Origin of the sequence: Novosphingobium aromaticivorans DSM 12444, assembly GCF_000013325.1 — a bacterium.
GTDB lineage: Bacteria > Pseudomonadota > Alphaproteobacteria > Sphingomonadales > Sphingomonadaceae > Novosphingobium > Novosphingobium aromaticivorans.
Genome location: NC_007794.1, coordinates 3,356,388 through 3,380,401, shown reverse-complemented (window position 1 = coordinate 3,380,401; position 24,014 = coordinate 3,356,388). Strand labels below are relative to the sequence as shown.

The 24,014-nt window shown below is 66.9% G+C and carries 19 protein-coding genes; 8 read left to right on the top strand and 11 right to left on the bottom strand.

The genetic code is table 11. The annotated features are described in order from the left end of the window. Positions 1–74 precede the first annotated feature (74 nt). From SARO_RS16075 to SARO_RS16065, 3 genes are all read left to right on the top strand, one after another. Positions 75–617 carry a gluconate 2-dehydrogenase subunit 3 family protein gene (locus SARO_RS16075; protein WP_011446804.1) on the top strand — a complete coding sequence of 181 codons (543 nt, stop codon included), beginning with the start codon at positions 75–77 and terminating at the stop codon, positions 615–617. A gap of 22 nt (positions 618–639) precedes the next feature. Then, the gene (locus SARO_RS16070) at positions 640–2,331 is read left to right on the top strand and encodes a GMC family oxidoreductase (protein ID WP_011446803.1); all 1,692 of its coding nucleotides are present in this window, start codon (positions 640–642) and stop codon (positions 2,329–2,331) included. A gap of 293 nt (positions 2,332–2,624) precedes the next feature. Continuing rightward, positions 2,625–4,031, top strand: a complete 1,407-nt coding sequence (locus SARO_RS16065) for a sugar porter family MFS transporter (protein ID WP_011446802.1) — start codon at positions 2,625–2,627, stop codon at positions 4,029–4,031. A gap of 58 nt (positions 4,032–4,089) precedes the next feature. On the opposite strand, the gene SARO_RS16060 is transcribed toward SARO_RS16065, so the two are convergent. The 4 genes from SARO_RS16060 to SARO_RS16045 all read right to left on the bottom strand — a co-directional run bounded on the left by SARO_RS16060 (position 4,090) and on the right by SARO_RS16045 (position 8,793). Next, positions 4,090–5,382: a cytochrome P450 gene (locus SARO_RS16060; protein ID WP_011446801.1), complete on the bottom strand. Its 1,293-nt coding sequence runs from the start codon at positions 5,380–5,382 to the stop codon at positions 4,090–4,092. Between the two features lie 19 nt (positions 5,383–5,401). Further along, entirely contained in the window at positions 5,402–6,952 is a 1,551-nt protein-coding gene (locus tag SARO_RS16055) for an acyl-CoA synthetase (protein WP_011446800.1), read from the bottom strand. 151 nt (positions 6,953–7,103) lie between these two features. Continuing rightward, positions 7,104–7,679, bottom strand: a complete 576-nt coding sequence (locus tag SARO_RS16050) for a fasciclin domain-containing protein (protein WP_011446799.1) — start codon at positions 7,677–7,679, stop codon at positions 7,104–7,106. A 22-nt stretch (positions 7,680–7,701) separates the two neighbouring features. After that, positions 7,702–8,793, bottom strand: a complete 1,092-nt coding sequence (locus tag SARO_RS16045; protein ID WP_143004941.1) for a hypothetical protein — start codon at positions 8,791–8,793, stop codon at positions 7,702–7,704. Positions 8,794–8,933: 140 nt separating this feature from the next. Here SARO_RS16045 and SARO_RS16040 point away from each other — a divergent pair, with 140 nt between their 5' ends. Further along, entirely contained in the window at positions 8,934–9,623 is a 690-nt protein-coding gene (locus SARO_RS16040) for a spermidine synthase (protein WP_011446797.1), read from the top strand. Positions 9,624–9,737: 114 nt separating this feature from the next. Here SARO_RS16040 and SARO_RS16035 read toward each other — a convergent pair whose 3' ends face one another. From SARO_RS16035 to SARO_RS16020, 4 genes are all read right to left on the bottom strand, one after another. Continuing rightward, positions 9,738–10,454 carry a M23 family metallopeptidase gene (locus SARO_RS16035; protein ID WP_011446796.1) on the bottom strand — a complete coding sequence of 239 codons (717 nt, stop codon included), beginning with the start codon at positions 10,452–10,454 and terminating at the stop codon, positions 9,738–9,740. A 192-nt stretch (positions 10,455–10,646) separates the two neighbouring features. Then, positions 10,647–11,441 (bottom strand): ferritin-like domain-containing protein, encoded by a 795-nt coding sequence (locus SARO_RS16030; protein WP_011446795.1) that lies wholly within the window; start codon positions 11,439–11,441, stop codon positions 10,647–10,649. A 54-nt stretch (positions 11,442–11,495) separates the two neighbouring features. Then, entirely contained in the window at positions 11,496–11,969 is a 474-nt protein-coding gene (locus SARO_RS16025; RefSeq protein WP_011446794.1) for a peroxiredoxin, read from the bottom strand. Further along, entirely contained in the window at positions 11,966–14,674 is a 2,709-nt protein-coding gene (locus SARO_RS16020) for a bifunctional [glutamine synthetase] adenylyltransferase/[glutamine synthetase]-adenylyl-L-tyrosine phosphorylase (RefSeq protein WP_011446793.1), read from the bottom strand. Before SARO_RS16020 ends, SARO_RS16025 begins: the two co-directional genes overlap by 4 nt. A gap of 92 nt (positions 14,675–14,766) precedes the next feature. On the opposite strand from SARO_RS16020, the gene SARO_RS16015 reads away from it, so the two are divergent. Continuing rightward, entirely contained in the window at positions 14,767–15,759 is a 993-nt protein-coding gene (locus SARO_RS16015) for an agmatine deiminase family protein (RefSeq protein WP_011446792.1), read from the top strand. Positions 15,760–15,878: 119 nt separating this feature from the next. Continuing rightward, positions 15,879–16,271: a DUF6632 domain-containing protein gene (locus tag SARO_RS16010; protein ID WP_011446791.1), complete on the top strand. Its 393-nt coding sequence runs from the start codon at positions 15,879–15,881 to the stop codon at positions 16,269–16,271. Positions 16,272–16,299: 28 nt separating this feature from the next. Here the strand turns inward: SARO_RS16010 and SARO_RS16005 are convergent, their stop codons facing one another. Then, entirely contained in the window at positions 16,300–17,298 is a 999-nt protein-coding gene (locus SARO_RS16005) for an SDR family NAD(P)-dependent oxidoreductase (protein ID WP_011446790.1), read from the bottom strand. Between the two features lie 105 nt (positions 17,299–17,403). Continuing rightward, positions 17,404–18,729 (bottom strand): nucleotide sugar dehydrogenase, encoded by a 1,326-nt coding sequence (locus SARO_RS16000; protein ID WP_011446789.1) that lies wholly within the window; start codon positions 18,727–18,729, stop codon positions 17,404–17,406. Positions 18,730–18,836: 107 nt separating this feature from the next. On the opposite strand from SARO_RS16000, the gene wecB reads away from it, so the two are divergent. Together wecB and wecC are read left to right on the top strand one after the other, a co-directional pair. Next, on the top strand, positions 18,837–19,955 hold the full coding sequence (wecB, locus tag SARO_RS15995) for a non-hydrolyzing UDP-N-acetylglucosamine 2-epimerase (protein ID WP_011446788.1): 1,119 nt from the start codon (positions 18,837–18,839) through the stop codon (positions 19,953–19,955). Then, the gene (gene wecC / locus SARO_RS15990; protein WP_011446787.1) at positions 19,945–21,249 is read left to right on the top strand and encodes a UDP-N-acetyl-D-mannosamine dehydrogenase; all 1,305 of its coding nucleotides are present in this window, start codon (positions 19,945–19,947) and stop codon (positions 21,247–21,249) included. The genes wecB and wecC overlap by 11 nt, the downstream gene beginning before the upstream one ends. Before the next feature lie 426 nt (positions 21,250–21,675). Here wecC and SARO_RS15985 read toward each other — a convergent pair whose 3' ends face one another. Then, on the bottom strand, positions 21,676–24,003 hold the full coding sequence (locus tag SARO_RS15985) for a TonB-dependent receptor (protein ID WP_011446786.1): 2,328 nt from the start codon (positions 24,001–24,003) through the stop codon (positions 21,676–21,678). Positions 24,004–24,014: the final 11 nt, after the last annotated feature.

The following is a 24,014-nucleotide window of genomic DNA, read 5'->3' as shown; positions in this document are numbered from 1 at the left end:
CCCATACCTTTTGCCGAAGATAGTCGCTGCAAGCGCGCAAAGACGCAACAGCGAACTGTTCGGGAGACGGGCAAATGTTTCATAAAGAGCTGGAAAGACGGGATTTTATTGGAACTCTTGGGGCGCTTCTCGGCCTCGCGACGCTCCCCGCCAGCGCTCTTGCGGCGAGTCAGCAGGCGTCGATCCCGGCTTCGCAGGTGGCGCTCGTCGCTGCGGTGGCGGACACGATGATTCCCAGGACCGACACTCCCGGCGCGGTCGATGTCGGGGTGCCGAAGCTGCTGTCGGCCCTGCTCGCCAACTGGGCCGCGCCGGCCACCCGCACCGCGCTCCTCGGGCAGTTCGATGCCATCGACGTGGCTGCGCGCGGGGCCAAGGGCAAGCCCTTTGCGGCGCTGAAGCCGGCTGATCGGCTTGCCGTGCTGAAGGCCTATGACGCGGCCAGTTTCACCCAGGCGGACTACAAGCGCCTGCGCGGCCTGATCCTGATCCTCTATTACAACTCCGAACCGGGTGCGACCGTGGAACTGCGCTACGAACACGCGCCTGGCGCCTACGAGCCCTCCCTGCCGATCACGCCGCAGACCCGCGCGTGGGCTGGCATGTCGTTCTTCTGAAGCGGGCGAGGGAGCAACGGAAATGTTCGACGCAATCGTAATCGGATCGGGAATGAGCGGCGGCATCGCCGCCAAGGAACTGTGCGAACGCGGCCTCAAGACGCTCGTGATCGAGCGTGGCCGCAAGCTCGAGCACGGCGCGTCCTATACTGACTGGATGAACCCCTGGGACGTCCCCAACGCTGGCCTCATTCCCGAAGAGGAACTGGCCCGCGACTATGCCGTCCAGCGCAACTGCTATGCCGTGAACACCGCTACGCAGCAGTATTGGGTCAAGGATAGCGAGCATCCCTACACCACGCCGGAAGACAAGCCCTTCTGGTGGATTCGCGGCTATCACCTGGGCGGCCGTTCGATCATGTGGGGTCGCCAGACCTATCGCATGTCGGAAATGGACTTCGAGGCCAATGCGCGCGACGGGCACGGCTCGGACTGGCCGATCCGCTATGCCGATCTCGCGCCGTGGTACGATCATATCGAGCGGTTCATCGGCGTTTCCGGATCGAAGGAGGGATTGCCGCAGCTTCCGGACGGCGAATTCCTGCCCGCCATGCCGATGAACGACGGCGAAAAGGCGTTCAAGTCGGCGGTGGAGCGCAACTATCCCGATCGCAAGGTCATCATCGGCCGCTGTGCGCACCTGACCGAAGCGCGCGAGCATCACACGGAACTGGGGCGCAACCCCTGCCAGTACCGCTCGCTCTGCGAACGAGGTTGTTCCTACGGGGCTTATCACTCCAGCCTGTCTTCGTCGCTCCCCGCGGCGGAAGCGACCGGCAACCTTACCATCGTGACCGACGCCATCGCCCATTCGATCATCACCGATCCCCGGACGGGCAAGGCCACCGGCGTGCGGGTGATCGACCAGAACACCCGCGAAGGCCGGACCTATGAGGCCAAGGTTGTGTTCCTGTGCGCCTCGACCATTCCCACCGCGCAGATCCTGCTCAATTCGCGCAGCGAGGCGAACCCGCGCGGCCTTGCCAATTCGTCGGACATGGTCGGACGCAACCTGATGGATCACCTCTACGGCCTCGGGTACGCGGCGCGCATGCCGGGGCCGGAGACGACCTTTCGCGGGCGGCGCCCCAACGGTCTCTACATCCCGCGCTATCGCAACCTGCCAGGCGCCGGCGACACTGCCGGCTTCCTGCGGGGCTACGGCTTCCAGGGTGCGGTTGACCGTAGTCCGTGGCGGGCGGTTGCGAATGCCGCGCCGGGCGTCGGTGCGGAACTCAAGGAGCGGGTCCGCCACCCCGGCGAATGGATGACCTACTTCTCCGGCTTCGGCGAAATGCTGCCGAACCCGGAGAACCGGGTGACGCTCCATGCGACCAATGTCGACAAGTGGGGCATGCCCATCGCCCATATCGACTGCGCGCACGGCGAGAACGACCGCAAGATGGCGCAGGCGATCCTTGCCGACGGCAAGGCGATGATCGAGGCGGCGGGCGGCCAGATCGTCATGGCCCGCACGGACCTCGTGCCGCCCGGCCTCGGCATCCACGAAATGGGCACCGCCTGCATGGGCAAGGACCCGAAGACCTCGGTGCTCAACAAGTACAACCAGGCCCATGACGTGCCGAACCTGTTCGTCACAGACGGCGCGGCAATGGCGTCGGGCGGCTGCCAGAACCCGTCGCTGACCTACATGGCGCTTTCCGCCCGCGCGGCGCACCATGCCACGGAGTTCCTCAAGGCCGGGACGATCTGAAGGATCGCCACGTCGTCACTGGCAGGTGCGATGCATCAAGCGCCGGGGAGCCTCAGCGCTTTCCCGGCCTTTGTGCATGCGCGGATGATGGCGGAGCGGACATCGGGTTGGCGAGGCGGGCGCACTGCGCTAGGTTAGCGATAACATCGCATGGGGTCCGTGCCGGCCGGGGTTTTAGTGAACGTTCACATTTAGGGGTGCGCGCGCTCCGGGCCGGTGCTACCGTGCATGTCTGGCGGCGCCCCGCATCGCGCGGCACTGACACGAACCCGCAAAGGGAAGGGGAGAAAGGTATGTCGCAACAACCGCAGCCGGGCGGCAATCTCGGCTTCATCGGGCTTATCGTGGCGGTTGCCACGATTGGCGGCTTCATGTTCGGCTACGATTCGGGTGCCATCAACGGCACGCAGGACGGGCTCAAGCATGCCTTCGGACTGGGCGAAGCCGAGCTTGGCCTGACCGTCAGCGCACTCCTGCCCGGTTGCGCGCTCGGCGCGTTCCTGGCGGGACGGTTTGCCGACATCTGGGGCCGCCGCGCGGTCATGATGATGGCGGCAGCGCTGTTCATTCTCTCGGCGCTCGGCTCGGGGGCAGCGCCCTCGGCCATCGTTCTTGCAGTTGCGCGCTTCTTCGCGGGCGCGGCGGTGGGTGCCGCAAGCGTGCTTTCGCCGGCCTATATCTCCGAAGTCACTCCGGCCCACGTGCGCGGACGTCTGTCGAGCGCGCAGCAGGTCATGATCATTTCGGGCCTGACCGGAGCTTTCCTCGCAAACTACTGGCTGGCTGGGGCCGCCGGGTCCTCGCTCGGTGCGTTCTGGTGCGGTTATCCGGCATGGCGCTGGATGTTCTGGGTCCAGGCAGCGCCGGCCATCCTGTTCCTCGTCACGCTTCTGCTCATCCCCGAAAGCCCGCGCTTCCTCGTGGCGAAGGGCCGCACCGAAGAAGCCCGCTCGGTTCTCGCCCGTCTGTTCGGCGATGCCACCGCGGACGCCAAGCTCGGCGAAATCCGCGCCTCGCTTGCCGCCGATCACCAGCCGAGCCTTGCCGACATCCGCAAGCCGGGCGGCGGCTGGCGCCCCATCGTCTGGGTCGGCATCGGCCTTGCCGTGTTCCAGCAGCTCGTCGGCATCAACGTGGTGTTCTACTATGGCGCGGTGCTGTGGCAGGCGGTCGGCTTTTCCGAGGCGGACGCGCTCAAGATCAACATCCTTTCGGGCGTCGTCTCGATCGCGGCCTGCCTCGTCTCGATCGGCCTCGTGGACAAGCTTGGCCGCAAGCCGCTGCTGCTGATCGGTTCGGCGGGGATGACCGCGACGCTGGGCGCGCTTGCCTGGTGCTTTGCGCAGGCATCGACCGGCCCCGACGGCGCGCTTGTCCTGCCCGAGGGCGTCGGCACCATCGCGCTCTACGCGGCCAACATCTACGTCGTTTTCTTCAACATGAGCTGGGGCCCGGTGATGTGGGTCATGCTGGGTGAAATGTTCCCCAACCAGATGCGCGGATCGGCCCTGGCGGTGGCGGGCGCGGCGCAGTGGCTGGCGAATTTCGCGGTCAGCTCGAGCTTCCCGTGGCTGGCAGGCAACATCGGCCTGCCCGTCACTTACGCCGCCTACACCCTGTTCGCCGCCATCTCGCTGGTCTTCGTCTGGACCTCGGTCAAGGAGACCAAGGGCAAGGAACTCGAGGCCATGGAAGGCTGAAGGCCGGAGGGCCGGAGCGTGGTGGCCCCTCCCGCCGGCGGGAGGGGCCACCTGCCGGTCAGGCCGCCTTCCACCGCATCGGCAACGACTTGAACCCGCCGACGAAGGTGGAGTTCACCCGCTTCGGTTCGCCCGCAAGCTCGAGGCTGTCCACCCGGTCCAGCAGCACGTCCAGCAACACGCGCATCTCCAGCCGGGCCAGGTGCAGGCCAAGGCACTGGTGCGATCCCGCGCCGAACGCCAGATGGCGGTTGGCCGGGCGCGTCGGGTCGAACTTGCGCGGTTCGGGGAACTGCGCCGGATCGTGGTTCGCCGCGACGTAGTTGAGCATCAGCCAGTCGCCCGCCGCGATCTTCTGCCCGCAAAGCTCGGTGTCGGTCGCGGCGGTGCGCATGAAGTGCTGGACCGGCGTCGTCCACCGGATCGCCTCCTCGACAATGCCGGGAAGCAGGTTGCGGTCGGCCTTCACCCGCGCGAACAGGTCGGGATCGCGCGCAAGGGCCAGCGCCGCCCCGGCCGACGATGCCGAGGTCGTGTCGTGCCCGGCGCTTGCGGTGATGATGTAATAGCCCGCCGTGTCGCGGTCGCTCATCGGTTCGCCATCGACCACGGCATTGGCGATCACGGTAGCGACGTCATCGGTCGGGTTGCGGCGCCGCTCGGCCGCCAGTCCCGCGAAGTAGCGTTCGAATTCGGCCACCGCGCCGGCCACGATCTGCGAGATCTGCTCGGGCGGCAGGTCCTTGAGCCCGGACTTGTTCATGTCCTCGTCCTGCCCGCCGAACATCTGCTGGGTCAGGAACAGCATCTTCGGCTCGTCCTCGGGCGGCACGCCAAGGATCTGCATCACCACGTGGAGCGGATAGGGCGCGGCGACCAGCGCCATGAAATCACCCTCTTCGCCCGCGCCGAGCATGCGGTCGATGGCTTCGTTGGCGATTTTGCGGATCTCGCCGTCCAGCCGCGCCAGGTTCTTGGGCATGAACCAGTCCTGCGTCAGGCGGCGCAGCTTGGGATGCTTGGGGGCATCCATCTGCACCAGCGATTCGACAAGGTGCGGACTGCCGCCGGTGATCGCCTTGGCCATCATCTCGCCCACGCGCAGCGTGAACACGGTCGACTTGGGATTGTTGAGGAAGGTGGCATTGTCCTTGCTCGCCTTCATCACCCCGTCGAAGCTGGAGACCAGCCAGAAAGGCTCGTGCTCGTCGTCGGGGGCCACGACCTTTGCCACTGGCGCCTCGGCGCGCAGCGCGTCGAACCGGTCGAGCAAGGGCTCCCACGTCCCGTAGGACTTCGGGTCTATCACCGCGCGGCCGACTTCGGCCGGCACCATCGGAATGCTGTCCATAAAACCCTCCCGCTTGCCGTCAGACCGCCGCGGCCTGCGCCGCTTCGTAAGCCTGCTTGTATTCGTCACGCAGCAGGCGCTTGAACAGCTTGCCGGTCGGTTCGCGCGGGAGTTCGGCGCGGAAATCGATCTGGCGCGGCATCTTCACGCGCGAAAGCTGGGGGGCGAGCCACTCGGTCAGTTCCGCCGCCAGCGCGGGCCCGGCCTCGGCCATGTCGCGCGGCTGGACCACCGCCACCACGCGTTCGCCCATGTCCGGATCGGGCGCGCCGATCACCGCCACGTCAGCCACCTTGGGATGCGTGACCAGCAGGTTCTCGATCTCCTGCGGATAGATGTTCACGCCACCCGAAATGATCATGAAGCTCTTGCGGTCGGTGAGGAACAGGTAGCCGTCCTCGTCCACCCAGCCCACGTCGCCAAGGCTGGTCCAGCCATGCTTGTTGGTGGCGTCGCGGGTCTTGTCGGGATCGTTGTGGTAGCTGAACGGGCTGCCGCCCTCGAAGAAGACCTGCCCTTCGGTGCGCGGCGGCACCTCATCGCCGTTCTCGTCGCAGATGCGGATGGTGCCAAGCAGCGCGCGGCCGACCGATCCGGGCCGCTTCAGCCATTCCTCGCTGGAAATGAAGGTGAAGCCGTTGCCTTCGGTCCCGGCGTAGTATTCGCGCAGCGCCGGCCCCCACCATTCGATCATCGCCTGCTTTACCGGCACCGGGCAGGGCGCGGCGGCATGGATCGCGAGCTTGAGCGAGGAGGTATCGTACTTCGACCGCACCTCGTCCGGCAGCTTGAGCATCCGCACGAAATGCGTCGGCACCCATTGGCTGTCGGTCACCTTGTGCTTCTCGATCAGTTCGAGCGCGTGTTCGGGATCGAACTTCTCCATTGCCACCACCGTGCCGCCCAAGCGGTGGATGGTCATCGACCAGCGCAGCGGCGCCGCATGATAGAGCGGCGCGGGCGAGAGGTAGACCGCATCGCCGCCGATGCCGAAGGCCTGGTTGGCGATGGCCATGAGGGAATTGGCCGCGCCGATCTCCGGGTCTTCGGGCAGGGGGATGCGCACGCCCTTGGGCTTGCCGGTCGTGCCCGACGAATAGAGCATGTCGCACCCGGCGCGTTCGTCGTCGATGGGGGTATCCGGCATTTCCGCCATCGCCGCGTCGAGTGAAAGCGGGCCATCGGTATCGAGCCGCAGTTGCGGCACGCCCGGTTCCAGCTTCGCCACTTCGTCGAGTACCGGCGCCGTATAGGCAGAGCCGATCAGCAACCGGCTTCCGCTGTCCTTGGCGATGTAGGCGATCTCGGGCGCGGCAAGGCGGCTGGATATGGCGACATAGACCAGCCCGGCGCGCTGCGCGCCCCAGGCGATGGGAAAGTAGTCGGCACGGTTCTCAAGGCACAGCGCGATGGTATCGCCGATCTGCAATCCGCGCGCGCGCATGAGCTGCGCGAAGCGGTTCGATCGGGCCTCCAGCTCGGCATAGGTCATCACCTCGCCGCTGCCGCCCATGATCACGGCTGCGCGATCGGGATTTGCGGTGGCATGGTACTTGGGGTGAAAGTGCACCGGCCTCGTCCTCTCTCGTTCCTGGCGGCTTCAAGCCACCTTTTCCGCGAGAGTTTAACCGATCACTTAAGCGGCGCAACCAGGATTCGCGCCGCGCCGGTGCGGCATGCGCCGCAAATCTTGTCGGATCGCCTCAGCCTGCCTCCAACCGTCACTTTGCCGCGGGCGCCGGCAGTACCTTGTCTATCCGGTAGATCATCCCGTTCCGCGACGCGATTGGCTCGCCCACCACCTTGGGGGCATCCGCGCCTTCGCCAAGCACGAGCACGCAGCCATCCTTGCGCAAGACGATCGGCGCGGAGCCGACGCTGGCCAGCTGAACCTTGCCCTTGCCCCGTTCCAGCCCCTGGTCGAGGTCGGTCCTGCCGACATAGCCCGGCGTGATGTGCTGGCTCAGCAGCGCGACAAGCTGGGCGCGGCCCTCGGCGCTTTCCAGCGCCTTGCGGTCGGCTTCAGGAAGCGCAGCGATGGCATCGTCGGTCGGCGCGAACAGGGTGTAGCTGCCCTGTCCCTCGAACATCTTTTCCAATCCTGCCGCCTTCACCAGCCTCGCCGTCGAGGACAGGTCGTTCGCATCGCCAAGTGCGTCGTAGAGGCTGCCACTGCCCTCCGCGCTGGCTTCGTTGGCAGCGCCGGTCGGACCACCGTCGGCCTTGTCGCATGCTGCCAGCGCGAGCGAGGAGAGGCCGATGGCGGCCCCGGCGATCATCGTTTTCAAGCGTCGCATCTACGGCTCCTCGTGGCCCTGGTCAGACTAGCAGTTCGATCACGGCCCGCACGAGCTGGGTCGTGGGGTCGACCTCGTAGACGTAGCCGTCGCTGTATCGGTACATGGCATCCGGCCCGTCGACGTAGCGGTCGCGGTAGGCTGGCGGCACGTTGTAGATGTCGTAGCCGAGCGGCATCGCCTGCCCGACCGACCACGGATCGCCGGTCAGGAGACCCGCGATTGCCTCGATCTGCTGCGTCTCGGGGTCGACTGCGAAAATGGCGTTCTGCGCATAACGATAATCGTAGTCGTCATCGTAGCCGTAGAAGCGGTCATAATAGGCTGGCACCTCGTAGCTGGTGTACTGCGAAGGCCAGATATTGCCGCCGAACAGGGCGCCGCCCAGCAGCGGCACGAAGGCCGAGACAAGCCCGCCGTTGCCAAGCCGGTAGAGATAGCCGTTGTCATAGCGCCAGTCGTAGCCGTCGCCGAAGTAGCGGGTGGGATACCAGCCAGACCATCCGCCGGTCGGCGCCAGCTTGCGCGCCTGCCCGGGCGGGAGGCAGCCGTTGTTTTTCCTCGCCAGCCCCGGCGGGCAGGAATCGCTTACCGGGACGAGATAGCGGCTGTCGTCATAGCGATAGCGCCCGCCGTCCCAGCGGCGCGTGGCGACGACCCGGGCGGCCTCGCGCAGATTGCCGGGCGCGGCCCGCTGCGCATTGCCGCGCGCAAGGTCGGCGCTGTTGCCAGGTCCCTTGCCGTTGTAGATGCCCTTTGCCTGGCCGCTCCGGCCGGGTGCGGTGTCCTCCATCGCACGGCTATCGGCCTGCTCGTTGCGGTTTGCCTTGCCGGCGGCGGCAACCGCGCGGTCGGGCCCGCGCTCTGCCTTGGCCGGCGAGGCCTTGTCGCTCCGTCCGGGCTGGACGCTGGCCATCTTGCGTTCCGGACCCTTTGCGGCCTCGCCGCCGCCGCGATTGCCCTGGCCCTGCGCCTTTGCGCCGCCGCCATGTTGCGCGCCGTGCTCGCCGCCCTGGCCGTTGCCATTGCCGCCGTTACCGCCCTTGCCCTGCGCGAGGGCGGGCGCACCGATCGCCAACGCCGCCGCGCCAGCCAGCAGGAATATCTGCCGCATCATGGTTCTCCTGGAATCCGTGGTCGCAGAACGCGTGCCTCCGCCCTCCGTTCCCGCGCCGGCGGTTCCCGCACTGGCCTTGCCGCGCCGTGGCGGAGCTTCTAGGGCGCGGGTGATTCCCTCGAACCGGAGCCGGCCTCATGATCGCACGCGAACTTCTCGGCACGGCCCGGGTCCCCGATGGGGAGGAATTGCGCCTTTATCGCCACGACCGCGATTTCATGATCGTGCTCGGTCACAACGAGCTGATGAGCACGCGCCAGAACGGCTCGGAAATCGCGCTCGCCACGCAAAGTCTCGCCCGCATCGCCAAGGCGCGGCAGCCCGCCATGCTGATCGGCGGGTACGGCATGGGCTTCACCTTGCGCGCCGCGCTCGAGAAGCTGCCCACCGACGCGCACGTGACCGTGGCTGAACTCGTGCCGGAAATCATCGCCTGGGCGCGCGGCCCGATGAAGGAACTGGAGGCCGGCTGCCTGGACGACCCGCGCGTGCGCCTCGTCATGGCCGATGTTGCCGAAGTGATCTCGGCCAATGCGCTGTCGGTGGGCGGCACGGGTTACGATGCGATCCTGCTCGATGTCGACAATGGGCCGGACGGACTGGTCCGCCATGCCAACAACCGCCTCTATTCGATGCGCGGCCTGCGTACCGCGATGGATGCCCTGCGTCCCGGCGGCGTGCTGGCCATCTGGTCCGCCGCGCGCGATCCGAACTTCACTCAGCGCCTCAAGGCAGCCGGCTTTGCCGTGGACGAAGTGGAAGTGCGCGCACGCACCAACGGCAAGGGCGCCAAGCACGTCATCTGGTTCGCTACCGAAGCGGTCTGACCGGCGGCGCGGCGGTCGGCGCTTCCCGCCCCATTCACGCAAAAGAAAAGGGCGCCGGCAACCGGCGCCCTTTTCCGCATCCTCTCCAAGATGCGTCTATTAGACCGGGGCGGCTTATTCTTCTTCCGGACCGCCGCGTCCTTCGGCCGAGTTGTTGCTTGCGTAGAGCTTGGTGCTCCCCTGCATGTAGGGCACCGGGTTGACGGCTTCGCCCGACACGCGGACTTCATAATGCAGGTGCGGGCCGGTCGAGCGGCCGGTCGAACCGACATAGCCGATCACGTCGCCCTTGCGGACCTGCTGGCCTTCGGCAACGGCAACGCGCGACATGTGGCCGTAGCGGGTTTCCATCGCGCCGCCATGGTCGAGTTGCACGAACAGGCCGTAGCCACCGAACCATTCGGCCTTCTCGACGATGCCGTCGGCGCTGGCGCGGATCGGGGTGCCGGTGGGGGCGGCAAGGTCGATGCCCTTGTGTGCGCGGCGACCGCCGAGCACGGGGTGTTCGCGCATGCCGTAGCTGCTGGAAAGGCGGGTCATCGCAACCGGGGCAAGCGACGGGATCGACACCGAAGCGCGGCGGATCGTGGTCGGCTTGGCCGAAGGCAGGATGCCGTTGTCGAGCGACTGCCAGTTGGCGAAGAGACGACGGAATTCCTCGTCGCCACGGTCGGCCGAGACGCCTGCCTTGGCAGCTTCGGCGGCGCGAAGCGGGGCGGCGATGTCGGCGGAAGCGGCGCTGTTGGCAAGAGCCGGCGCGGCAGAGGAAAAGAGAGCAACGGCGGCAAAGGCACCGAGAGCAGTCTTGAAGGTTTTGATGTTGAACAACATTACGACCCGTACGACCTTCTTCTTGCGGTTCGGTCGGCGCCGTTTCCGGCAATTTGACCAATCCGCCTGAGCCCCCAGTGCGAACCCGTTATCAGGCGAGGAGCAGGCTTTGGCCCACCGCCTTGGGATGTTTCAGAGTTGGTCGGAACCCCCCGCCATCTCGTGTGTTGGGGGTAGACGGGCCGGTTGCGGTCAAGCAACCCCTGCCATGAAATCGAGCGACAAACCGGCTGATCGACGCGCCGAGTCGTTGAACGGCGGCTTAATGGCGCCGCGAAAGTGCTGCGCGACGAGGGTTTTCCACGCGTCGGGCGGCGATTCTCCGCGTATTTCGCACACTGCGCTGAAATGTTTTGTGCCGAACCGCACATGGCGGATTTCGTCGTCAAGGATTCGTTGCAGCACTCGGGCAGACCGCTCGTCCCCTGCCGCGAGAAACCGCTCGACGGTCATCGGCGTCACGTCGAGCGCGCGCGCTTCGAGGACCATCGGCACAACCGCCAGCCGCGCCGCCACGTCGTGTGCGGTTTCGCGCGCCGCATCCCAGAGACCGTCGTGCGCGGGCATGGCGCCGTAGAAGCTGCCGAGCGTACGCAGACGGCGCGCCAGGAGCGCGTAATGCATTGATTCATCGGCGGCTACGCTCAGCCAGTCGTCGACGAACGCGCGCCCCATCGCAGCGCCAAAACGGCCCGCCGCATCCAGCGCGAGGTCGATCGCCACGAATTCGATGTGCGCCAGCGCATGGAGCAGCGCGATCCGCCCGCGCTCCGATCCGCCGCGCCCGCGCTTGGGCATGGCGTTGGGCGGGAGCAGTTCGGGCTTTTCCGGGCGGGCGGGCACGTCGGGCATGGGATGGTCGAAGGCGAACGCCAGCTCTCCCGCGCGCCAGCGACGGACGAGATTGCGCGTGGCCATGACCTTGGCCGAAGGATCGGCGGTCAGCATCGCCTCGCGGATCGCGAGGGAGAGTTGCGGTGCGTTCATGTGCGGTTCGGTGCCGTCAGGTGTCGTCAGGTGTCGTTCGGGTCACGCGGCGGATCACAGCGCTTTTGCCGCCGCAAGCACTTGCGCGGCGTGGTCCTTGACCTTCACCTTGTTCCAGATCTGCGCGATCTTTCCATCCGCGCCAACGAGATAGGTCGTGCGCTCCATGCCCATGTAGGTGCGCCCGTACATGGACTTCTCGGTCCAGATGCCAAGCGCATCCGAAACGCCGCCTTCTTCCGCGTCGGAGGCGAGCGGGGCGGTCAGCGCGTGCTTCTCGGCGAACTTAAGGTGCTTCTTCGGCGGGTCCTTGCTGACCCCCAGGACCGCGATGCCGGCGGCCTCGAAATCGGCGTGGAGACTTGAGAAGTCCTTGTTTTCCGTGGTGCAGCCGGGAGTATCGTCCTTGGGATAGAAGAACACCACCAGCTTCCTTCCGGCAAAGTCGGATGCCTTGACACTCCCGCCGTCGGGCGTCGTCATCGCAATGTCCGGAAACGCCTCGCCCACTCCGATCCGTTCGCTCATCCTTCGATCTCCAGTTCGATATCAAACACTTGCTTCCATGCCACGGCCACCTGTCGGCGCGCCTCCAGCACCGCGCCGAGCAGCGCGTCCCAGCTTTCCAGCCTGCAGGACCGTGCGACGATGCCCCGGCTCGCCGCGGGCGGATACATGCCATCAGGGGCAACGAGGCGCACGACGACCAGCAGGCGGACCATGAGATCGTGAGCGGCGCGGATGCCGGGGGGAAGATTTCCCAGGTTTTCCAGGATCTGCACCGCCTCGCCAAGGTCCGGCGTGCGCGCCCCGTGATCGCGCAACTGGAGGAAGTGGACCATGAATTCGATGTCGACCAGTCCGCCGCGAGCCAGCTTCACGTCGAGTGGCCCCTTCGGCGGCTTGTGCCCGGCCATTGTCCCACGCATTTCAAGCACATCGTTGCGAAGAATGACCGGATCGCGGGGCCGGTCGAGGACCCGTCCGATGATCCGCGAAAGCTCGGCTCGGTCGGTATTCGTGCCGAACATCGCGCGGGCGCGGCAGAGCGCCATGTGTTCCCACGTCCAGGCATCCTGGCATTGATAACGCTCGAAACTTTCGAGGCTGACCGAGATCGGCCCCTGCGCGCCGGAAGGCCGCAGGCGGGTGTCGACCTCGTAGAGCGCGCCCGCGGCGGTCGGCACGGTCAGGGCCGCGATCACGCGCTGGGCGAGGCGGTTGTAATAGAGCGTGGCGCCGAGGGGGCGACGACCATCGGATTCGACGGCATGGTCCCCGCTGAACAGGAACACGAGGTCGAGGTCCGAGGCATGGGTCAGCGCCGCGCCGCCCAGACGCCCGAGGCCGAGGATGGCAAGCGCGCTGCCGGGCACGACGCCGTGGTTCTGGGTAAACTCCTCGATGGCAGCGCGGCCCAGCACGTCGATCGAGGCTTCGGCCACGCGCGACAGGGCGGCGGCGACTTCGAGCGGATCGCGCTGGCCTTCGACCAGTTGCACGCCGAGCGCGAAGCGCATTTCGCCCACCCGCACCCGCACGGCATCGAGCAGGCGCTGGTAATCGTCGCCCGCCTCGCCGCGCGAGAGTTCGGCGGCGATCTCGGCGACGCTGCCGGGCAGATCGAAGGCCGAACGATCGATCAGGGTGTCGAGCAGGTCCGAGCGGCGGGCGAGATCATCGGCCAGGGTCGGCGCGTGGGCAAGGATGCGCATGACCACCGCGAGCAGGCCGGGGCGGGCGTCCAGTAGGCGGAAGACGTTGATCGCACTGGGCAATCCGGCCAGAAGTTGTTCCCAGCGCAGCAGCGCCCGGTCCGGATCGGGCGCTTCGGCAAGCGCGCGCAGGAGTTGCGGGCGCATGTGCGAAAAGGCCTCGCGCGCCTCGGCCGACCGCAGGCAGCGGTATTGCCCGCCTTCCCATCCTTCGACCCGGTCGGCGAGAGCATCGGCATTGTCGAAGCCGAGCGATGACAATTCGGCGGCGAGGGGCGGGGCCTCGACCGCGACTGCCCCGGTGGGGGCATAGGTCTCGATCAGGGTGTCGAAGCGGCGGCCGACCGTCTCGGAGATTTCCGACAGCTCGGCAACCAGTTCGGCTCCGCCTGCAAGTCCGTCGAGTTTTGCCACGGAATCAAGGGCCTGGGGATCGGCGGGGAGCGAATGCGTCTGCTGGTCCGCGACCATCTGCAGGCGGTGTTCGAGCGTGCGCAACCGGTCGTAGCTTTCGCCCATGACCCGCGCGTCCTCCGCGCCGATGATGCCTGCTTCCGCCAGGGCATCGAGGCTGGCGCGGGTGCCGCGCAGGCGCAGCGCCGGGTTGCGACCGCCGTGGATGAGCTGGTGGGTCTGCGCGAAGAATTCGACCTCGCGGATCCCGCCGCGCCCGCGCTTCAGGTCGTAGCCGGGGCCGATGGCCTGTCCGGCGGAATAATGGTCGCGAATGCGGGTGGTGAGGCGCCCGATTTCGGCAATGGCACCGAAATCGAGGCTGCGGCGCCAGACGAAGGGACGGATCGTGTCGAGGAAGGCCTGGCCCGCCTCGATATCGCCCGAGGCGGCCCGGGCGCGGATGTAGGCGGCGCGTTCCCACGCCAGCGCGCTCGATTCGTAATGGGTGATCGCACCTTCGAACGGAAGGGCGAGGGGGCTGACTTCCGAGGCCGGACGCAGGCGCAGATCGACGCGGAAGACATAGCCTTCCGCCGTGACCTGCGACATGATCTCCATCAGCGCGCGGGCGATGCGTTGCGCCGCCTCCGCCGGGTCGTCGCGCTCGCGCCGGGGCAGGCGTTCGGGGTCGTAGAGCAGGATGGGATCGATGTCGGACGAATAGTTGAGTTCCTGCGCGCCGTGCTTGCCCAGCGCGATGGCGGTGAAGCCGGTTGGCTGCGCATCGGGCGTTCGGCGGCGGATGGCCGCGGCGATCGCATCGTCGAGCGACCGGTCGGCAAAGTCCGAAAGCTCCGTCACGACGCGCGAGAGCGGGAAGGCGCCGGCAAGATCCCCGACCGCGACGACGAGCGCGAGGGCGAGGCGCTGGCGGCGCAGGGCCACTGCGGTGTCGTCGATGCCATCGCCCGCCGATCTGGCGAGCAGGAGCGCCTGCTCGATCTCGCCCGCCGCCAGCATGGCCTCGATATCGGGACGGCGGTCGAGCGCCATCGACAGGAATGGCGCATGGGCACGGGCGCGGGCGAGAGCGCCGGGGGCATCTGAGGCGGAATTTGGCATCGGCAGCGGAATGCCCTGTGCGGGGTGGTGGATCAAGCACGATGGAATGCGCTAAGGCGCAGCCCGACTTCCCTGATACCGGACAACCGCACATGACTTCGCAATTCCGCATGCCGCCCGAATGGCACCCGCAGGACTGGCTGTGGATCGGCTTTCCCCATCTGGCCGAGGAATGGTCGGGCGTGATCGACGAGGCGCAGGTGCAGATCGCCGCCTTTGCCAATGCGGTTGCGGACAGCGGGCAGGAGGTCCGGCTGGTGGTGCGCGACGCGGCCAACGAGATGCGCGCGAAGTCGCTGGTTTCGGGGGCGGTGACGCTGGAGCGGCGCACCTATGGCGACGTGTGGCTGCGCGATACCGGGCCGCTGGTCGTGCTGGACGGGGCGGGCCGGCGCGAGGCGCGGCTGTTCGGCTTCAACGGCTGGGGCGAAAAGTACCTGATGCCGGGCGATCAGGAGATCGGCGCGGACCTGGCGAAGTCGGCCGGGCTGGCAACGCATGGCAAGGCGGACTGGATACTCGAGGGCGGGGCGCTGGACGGCGACGGCACCGGCCTGGTTGCGACGACCGAACAGTGCCTGCTGAACCCCAACCGCAATCCGCACCTGTCGCGCGGCGACCTCGAAGCCCGCCTTCTGCGCGACCTCGGATATGACCGGGTCCTGTGGCTCGGCGACGGGTTGATCAACGACCATACCGACGGGCACGTCGACAATCTGGCGCGCTTCGTGGGCCCGAACCGGCTGGCGCTTCCGCGCGCGACCGGGCCGAATGACCCGAACGCCGCGATCTATGCCGACGCAAGGGCTCGCGCTCTCGACGCCGGGGTCGAGGTAGTCGAAGTGCCTTCGCCGGGCCGGATCGAGTGGGGAGACATGGTACAGCCGGCCAGCTACATGAACTTCGTCATCACCAGCGATCTCGTGGTGGTGCCGGTTTTCGGATCGCCGCACGACGACGATGGCGTTGCGGCCATCGCGGAACTGTTCCCCGACCGCGCGACGGTGGGCGTGATGGGTGATGCGGTGCTGGCCGGTGGCGGCGGTTTCCATTGCGCCAGCCAGCAGATGCCGAAGCCCTTCTGACGACACGGGCAGAGCCGGGGGCCGTGCGCAGCGCGGATTAGGCCCCCGTGGAAAAGGGGCGTATCCTTCTTCCCGCGTTCCCGCGCCTGTTGCGCATGTGGGGCGCGAGGGAGAGCCAAATGTCGCAGGAACGACTGCTGTCTGCAGCGCTCGCACTATTCGGTGTGGTGTTCTGTCTGATCTATCCGCTGGCCATGCTGTGGCCATCGGGATGGGCCTGGCATGAAGGCCATCCGGCCGGGAACGACTATTTCATGATGATCGTGGGGGTCTATGCGACCCTCGGCGTGTTCCTGGTGCGGGCATCCCGGGCTCCGGCGCAACATGCCTCGCTGATCTGGTTCACGGTCTGGTCGAGCCTTGTCCACGCCGCGATCATGGCGGTCCAGTCGATGCGGACGCCGATGCAGCACGGGCACCTCTATGGCGACGTTCCGGCGCTGGTGCTGGTTGCCGTCGTGCTGGGCGCACTGATGCCAAGGGCCGGCGCATCGCGGGCCTCGGCGGCCTGACCGGAAAACGGGCGAGGACTGCCCGGCGTCAGAGGCCGTGGTAGTCCTTGTACCAGCGGACGAAGTTCGGAACGCCCGTTTCGATGCCGGTCGTCGGCCGGTAGCCTAGATCGCCGGAGATCGCGTCGATATCGGCGAAGGACTGGCGCACGTCGCCGGGCTGCATCGGCAGCATCCGCATCTCCGCCTTGCGGCCAAGCTCGGCTTCGAGAATGGCGATCACCTTCATCAGGTGTTCCGACTTGTGGTTGCCGATGTTGTAGAGCCGGTGCGGCTTGAGGCTGCCGCCGGCCTTGGGCGCGCCGTCGTCGAGCGGCGGGTTGTCGAGGCAGGCGACCACGCCGGAGACGATGTCGTCGACATAGGTGAAGTCGCGGTACATGTCGCCGTGGTTGAAGACCTGGATCGGTTCGCCCGCGAGGATCGCGCGGGTGAACAGCCACATCATCATGTCCGGGCGGCCCCACGGGCCATAGACGGTGAAGAAGCGCAGGCCGGTGAGCGGCAAGCGATAGAGGTGGGCGTAAGTCTCGCTCATCAACTCGTCCGCCTTCTTGGTGGCGGCGTAGAGCGAGAGCGGATGGTCGACGCGGTCGTCGACCGAAAAGGGCAGCTTGGTGTTGCCGCCGTAGACCGAGGACGAGGACGCGTAGACCATGTGTTCGACCCCGCGATGGCGCGCAACCTCGAGCAGGTTGACGTGGCCGACGAGGTTCGACTGCACGTAGGCGTGGGGGTTCTCGATCGAATAGCGCACGCCCGCCTGCGCGCCGAGGTGGACGATGCGGTCGAAGTGCGCGCCTTCGAGCGCTGCGGTCAGCGCGGGGTAATCGGCGAAGTCGGTGCGCAGGAAGGTGAAGCGGCCGCCGCCCTGCTGGGCGAGACGGGCGAGGCGGGCCTCCTTGAGGCGCGGATCGTAGTAGTCGTTGACGATATCGACGCCGATCACCTCGTCGCCCCGTGCGAGAAGGCGGGTGGCGAGCGAGTAGCCGATGAAGCCGGCGGCTCCGGTTACGAGGACTTTCACGCAGCTTTCTCCGGAAATTCGCAGGTCTTCGATTCGCGTTTCAGGCCTAGCACGTCATTGCCTGCCCGTCCGGGCCAGACGACCGGGCCAGATGACCGGGCAGGGTCAGAGACGCCAGTCGGCGGCCTCGCCCAGGACGCCCTTGAGATCGGCCAGCGTGCCGCCGGGCGCGACGAGCGCAGCGATACGGTCCGCGCCTGCTGCCAGGTAGTACTTGTGCGGCACGGCGAGGAACACGAGATCGTAGGTCTGCTCGAACGCGTCGCCGGCGAGTTCGAGGCCATATTCGAGCAGAGCCTCGGCGGTATCGGCGTGGGGATCGTGCACGTCGACCGCATGGCCCAGGGCCTTCAGTTCGGCGATGACGTCGGCCACCTTGGAATTGCGCAGGTCGGGCACGTTTTCCTTGAACGTCAGGCCCAGCACGAGGACCGAGCCGGGCTTGCCGCCGCGCCGCGCGTGAAGCTCGCCCGCGACCCATTTCGCCATGCCGTCGTTCACGCCGCGACCGGCGAGGATCACCTGCGGGTCATGGCCCAGCGCTTCGGCGCGCGCGGAGAGGTAGTAGGGATCGACGCCGATGCAGTGTCCGCCGACGAGGCCGGGGGTGAAGGGCAGGAAGTTCCATTTGGTGCCCGCCGCCGCGAGCACGTCCCAGACCGAAAGGTCCATGCGCGAGAAGATTTGCGTGATCTCGTTCATGAAGGCGATGTTGATGTCGCGCTGGGCGTTCTCGATGACCTTGGCGGCCTCGGCGGCCTTGATCGAGGCGGCGCGGAAGACGCCGCCCGAAGTGATCGCGCCATAGAGGTCGGCCACGCGGTCGAGCACTTCGGGTGTCTGGCCCGAGACGACCTTGGTTATCCGCTCGATGGTGTGTTCGCGGTCGCCCGGGTTGATGCGTTCCGGGCTGTAGCCGAGGAAGAAGTCCGTGCCGCACCTGAGGCCGGAGACCTGCTCGAGGATCGGGCCGCAGATGTCCTCGGTGACGCCGGGATAGACGGTGCTTTCGTAGACGACGATGGGCTGGCGGCCTTCGGCCACGGCCCGGGGAAGCATCTGGCCGACCGTGCGCGAAGCGGCCTCGACCAGGCGCAGGTTGGGGCGGTTGGCGGCGTCGATAGGGGTGGGCACGGTGACGATGTAGAAATCGCTTGGCGGACAGACCCCGGCATCGCAGGTAAGGCCCAGGCTCGACATCGACAGCAGCGCGGGTTCGATCTCGCGGGTGCGGTCGTGGCCTTCGGACAGCTCGGAAATGCGTTCGACGTCGATGTCGAAGCCGGTGACGAAGAATCGCTTGGCCAGCGCTACGGCCAGCGGCAGGCCGACATAGCCGAGACCTAGCACGGTGACGCGGGTGGTCGCGCAGACCAGCGGGTCGAGGCCCTTCAGCGGAGCGGCGTTGATCGACGGGAACTGTACGGTCACTGTGCAGGCGGCCTTTCATGGTTGACGCGCATGCGCGCCGACTTTGCCGTCGGCTTAAAGCGAGGCTCTTATTTCACGGTTAACACTCGCCGATTATTGGAGCGGGCATGGTGAAGACGATACTCGTGGTGTTCGGGACGCGGCCCGAGGCGATCAAGCTGTTTCCGGTGGTGCACGCGCTGCGTGCCGATCCGCGCTTTCGCGTGGTGACCTGCGTTTCGGCGCAGCACCGGGGGATGCTCGACCAGGTGCTGGAGATCGCGGGGATCGTGCCCGACCACGATCTCGACCTGATGCGGCCGGACCAGACGCTCGACGCGCTGACGGCGGCGCTTCTGACGGAACTGGGCAAGGTGATGGATGCCGTGCGGCCCGACTGGGTCGTGGTCCAGGGCGATACGGCGACGGCGATGGCCGGGGCGCTGGCGGCTTATTATCGCAAGCTTCCGGTCGCGCATGTCGAGGCGGGCCTGCGCAGCCACAACATCTATCACCCGTGGCCCGAGGAGGTGAACCGCAAGATTATCGGCACGATCGCGCGGCTGCACTTCGCGCCGACCGAGGTATCGGCTGCCGCGCTCAGGGCGGAGAACGTGACCGAGGGCGTTCACGTGACCGGCAACACGGTGATCGACGCCTTGCAGTGGGTTTCGGGCCGGATTGCGGCGGAGCCGGCGCTGGCGGCGGGGCTGGCCGAGATCGAGGCGCGCTTTGCCGGCAAGCGGATCATCGGCGTAACCAGCCACCGCCGCGAGAATTTCGGCGGGGGGCTTGAGAACATCGCCGAGGCGATCCGCCGCATCGCGCAGCGGGACGACGTGGCGCTGGTCTTTCCGGTCCATCCCAACCCCAACGTGCGCAAGGTGATGGACGATGCGCTGGCGGGGCTGCCCAACGTCGCGATGATCGAGCCGCTCGACTATCCGCACTTCGCCCGGCTGTTGTCGATCGCGGAAATCATGCTGACCGATTCGGGAGGGGTGCAGGAAGAGGCCCCCGCGCTCGGCAAGCCGGTGCTGGTCATGCGGGAGACGACCGAGCGCCCCGAGGGCGTGACCGCCGGGACCGCGCGGCTGGTGGGGACCGACGTGGACACCATCGTTACCGAAATCTTCACCCTGCTCGACGATAAGGCTGCCTATTCGGCCATGGCGCGCGCTCACAATCCCTTCGGGGATGGGCAATCTTCGCGCCGAATCGTGGAGTTGCTGGCGAATGATGGGTGATGTGAAGCCGGACGTCTGTGTCGTCGGCCTTGGCTATATCGGACTTCCCACCGCCGCCATCATTGCCCGCGCCGGCTGCCGCGTGCTGGGCCTCGACGTTTCGCAGAAGGTGGTCGACACGATCAACCGGGGCGAGATTCACATCGAGGAAGTGGACCTCGACGGTCTTGTCCATGGCGTCGTCCAGCGCGGGCTGCTGCGCGCCTCGACCGAGATTGCGCCCGCCGACGTCTTCGTGATCGCGGTGCCGACGCCTTTCGAGAAGGACGGCCACCACACGCCCGACATTTCCTATGTGCTGGCCGCTGCGACGCAGGTGGCCGCCGTGCTCAAGGCGGGCGACACGGTGATCCTCGAATCGACCTCGCCGGTCGGCACGACCGAACAGATGCGCGACCTGATGGCGGGGCTGCGGCCGGACCTGAAGTTTCCGGGCAAGACGCGCGAGACGCCCGACGTTTCGATCGCCTATTGCCCCGAGCGCGTGCTGCCGGGGCGCATCCTGGAAGAGCTGACCAACAACGACCGTTCCATCGGCGGCATCACGCCGCGCTGCGCACGCAAGGCACTGGCATTCTACAAGCGCTTCGTGCGCGGAACCTGCGTGACCACCGATGCCCGCTCTGCCGAAATGACCAAGCTGGTCGAGAACGCCTATCGCGACGTCAACATCGCCTTCGCAAACGAGCTTTCGATGGTCGCGGACCGCATGGGGCTAGACGTGTGGGAGGTCATCCGTCTTGCCAACCGCCACCCGCGCGTGAACATCCTCCAGCCAGGGCCGGGCGTGGGCGGGCATTGCATCGCGGTGGACCCGTGGTTCATCGTCGCCGGCGCACCCGACGAGACGCCGCTTATCCGCACCGCGCGCAACGTCAACGACGGCAAGATGCATCACGTGGTGAAGAAGGCGACGGAACTGGTCGAAGCTCACCCCGGCGAAAAGGTCGCGTGCCTCGGCCTCGCGTTCAAGGCGAACATCGACGACTTCCGCGAGAGCCCGGCGCGCTATGTCGCGGCGAGCCTAGCCCGGCGCTTCGGCAGCCGCGTCCACATCGTCGAGCCCTATGCCGGCACCCTGCCGCGCGAATTCGAGGGCACCGGCGCGGTGCAGATCGACGTCGACACGGCGCTGGAGGATTGCGGCGTGCTGATCGTGCTGGTCGACCACGACGTGTTCAAGGTGATCCCGCTCGCCGAGCGCGCGGGCAAGGTGGTCTACGACACGCGCGGCATCTGGCCGGACCAGCCGGGCGCCGAAAGCGCTGGCGCGGGTTTGCGGCTGGCGAGCTAGGCCGTAAACTCATAGAGGGCGCCATCGAGGTTTGAGGCAAAACGGCCAGGTGCAAGGAAGGAGGGCGCAGGAATATGTCGATATTTCAAGCCCGACTGACGCGGCAGATGGCCGTTTTGGTCAAATCCCGAAGGGACGCCGGAATGGCTTCCATCTCGAACCGAAACGCCCTTGCAGGGGCAACCAGCCCCTGCGGCGGACCTTTCGGCCCGACATGTTCGCCATTCCGGCGCCTCGATGGCGCCCTCTATGAGTTTACGGCCTAGGCAGGAGCGCGTCGCGGGCGCGCCATGTCTTGCTGGAAGTCAGAGTTCTGAAATCGGTGACGGGCAAGAAGAAAGCCCCGGCCTTGCGGGGCCGGGGCTTTCCTGTTGCGAAGCGGGCGGTTGGGAGGATGAGGGCCGCCCGCCTCGCGAGGGATGCCGATCAGAAGCGGACGCCGAGCGTGACGTTCCACGTGCGCGGGTCGCCATAGTAGACGGTCTGGATGTTGCCGACCGAGCTGAATTCCTGCCCGTCGGTCTTGTAGAGCGTGTTGCCTACGTTCCGGACCGCGCCGCGCAGGTAGAACTTGTCGAAGTCCACCTGGGCATAGAGGTTGCCGATCAGGTAGCCGTCTTCGGTGAGGCCGGGGCGGTTGTCGACCGACAGGTAATGCTTGTCGACGAAGCGGACGTCGCCGCCCAGGCTCAGCGTCGCATCGCCCAGCGGCACGCGGTATTCGCCGCCCGCGCGAAGGGTAAGCGGCGGGGCGAAGGCGGGCTTGCAGGTCACCTTCGCGCCAGTCGGGTTGCACGAGAACGCGGGCGCCCGGCGGCCGTCGTTGAACTCCTTGTAGTCGGCATCGAGATAGCCGACCGAGGCGAACAGCGTGACCGGATCGGCGGGCCGCACGTTGACGTCGAACTCGAAGCCCTGGATGCGCAGCTTGCCGGCGTTGAGCACGGGGAAGCTGCCGCCGTTGATGCCGGTGTTGCCGCCGCCGACGCGCGCCTGGAAGTTCGCGTAGTCGGAATAGAACGCCGCGCCCGAGATGTTCACGCGCCCGTCGAGGAACGAGCCCTTGGCGCCGACTTCGTAGGTCCACACGGTTTCAGGCTTGAAGGTCGGTACGACGACGGTCGTGCCGTCGACCACCTGGGTGACGTCGCCGAGCCCGTTGACGCGCCCGTTGAAGCCGCCCGACTTGAAGCCGCGGCTGACCGAGCCGTAGAGCATCGTGTTGCGCGAGGGCTTGTAGCTGAGCGTCGCCGAGGGGGTCCACGCCTCGTAGGTCACGCTGTCGAGCGTGTTGTAGGGGGCGGGCAGGTTGGTCGGGAAGGTGAAGGTGCCCTTGATGACCAGGGCCGGGAAGATCGGGCTCGACGTGGTGGCCGTGGTGGTGCGGAAGTATTCCTTCGTCTCGCGCGTGTAGCGCAGGCCGCCGGTCAGCGAGACCGCATCGGTGAAGTCGTAGGTAAGCTGGCCGAAGGCGGCGTAGGACTTGGTGTCCTGCTCGTCATCGATGGTGCGCAGGAAGTTGAGCGGCGTGCCGACATAGCGCAGGTAGCTGTCGGCATAGGCTTCCTGGTGCGAGGTCACGTGCTCGTTCAGGTAGTAGACTCCGAGCACGCCCTTGAGCTTGTCGGCATCGAGCTTGAGCTGGAGTTCCTGGCTGAACTGGTGCTGGCGGGTGCCGACGAAGACGTCGCCCACTTCGGCGGTGGTTGCGTCGATGTCGACGAAGAAGTCGGTCTTGAGCTTGCGGTAGGCGCTGATCGAGACGAGTTGCAGGGTATCGGACAGGTCGACGTTGATCGTGCCCGAAACGCCCCAGTGGTCGAGCTTCTGGCCCTTGTCGCCGGCAAAGCTGCTGGAGGCCTTGTAGTCCCATTCGCCGGTGGCGGCGGGCGCGATCACGAAGGGCGTGACGGCGCTGAAGTCGGCGTTGTAGTCGAACCCGATCAGCGGGGCGGTCGCCTGGCCCATGGTCAGCGAGTTGCGCTGGCGGGTGTAATCGCCCGAGATCAGGACCTCGACGGTGTCGGTCGGCTGGGCGCGAAGGATTGCGCGGCCCGAGAGGTTGTTGCGGTCGTTGTACTTCCGGCCGGTGGCGGGATCGGTGACGATGCCGTCGCGGTCGTCGTAGACCCCCGCGACCGAGAGGGCGAGCTTGTCCGCGACAAGCGGGGCCGAGACGTAGCCCTTGGCGGTCACTTCGTCGAAGCGGCCGTAGGTGATCGACGCTTCGCCGCGCAAGTCGTTGAGGTCGGGCTTCTTCGAGACGACGTTGACCGCGCCGCCGATGGTGTTCTTGCCATAGAGCGTGCCCTGCGGCCCGCGCAGGACTTCGACGCGCTGGACGTCAAACAGGTTGAGCAGCGCACCCTGGATGCGGCTGAGGTAAACGCCGTCGACATAGACGCCGACAGCCGGGTCGAAGGTCTGCAGCGCGTCCGGCTGGCCGATGCCGCGGATGTAGAAGTTGGCGCTGCTGGCCGAGCCGCGGCCCTGCACGATGTTGACGTTGGGGATCGCGCCCTGGACGCCGGAGAGATCCTTGGCGCCGGCCTTGTCGAGCGCTTCGGTGCTGAGCGCGGAGATCGCGATCGGCACGTCGAGCAGGCGCTCCTCGCGGCGGCGGGCGATGACGGTGATCTCGTTCGAGGCGGTGGTTTCGTCAGCCGGTGCTTCCTGCGCAATGGCGGGGACGGCAGGCAGCGCGAACAGCGCGGCAGATGCGGCCAGAACGGCGCGCGTGGACATACGGGTCATCGCAAACAGGC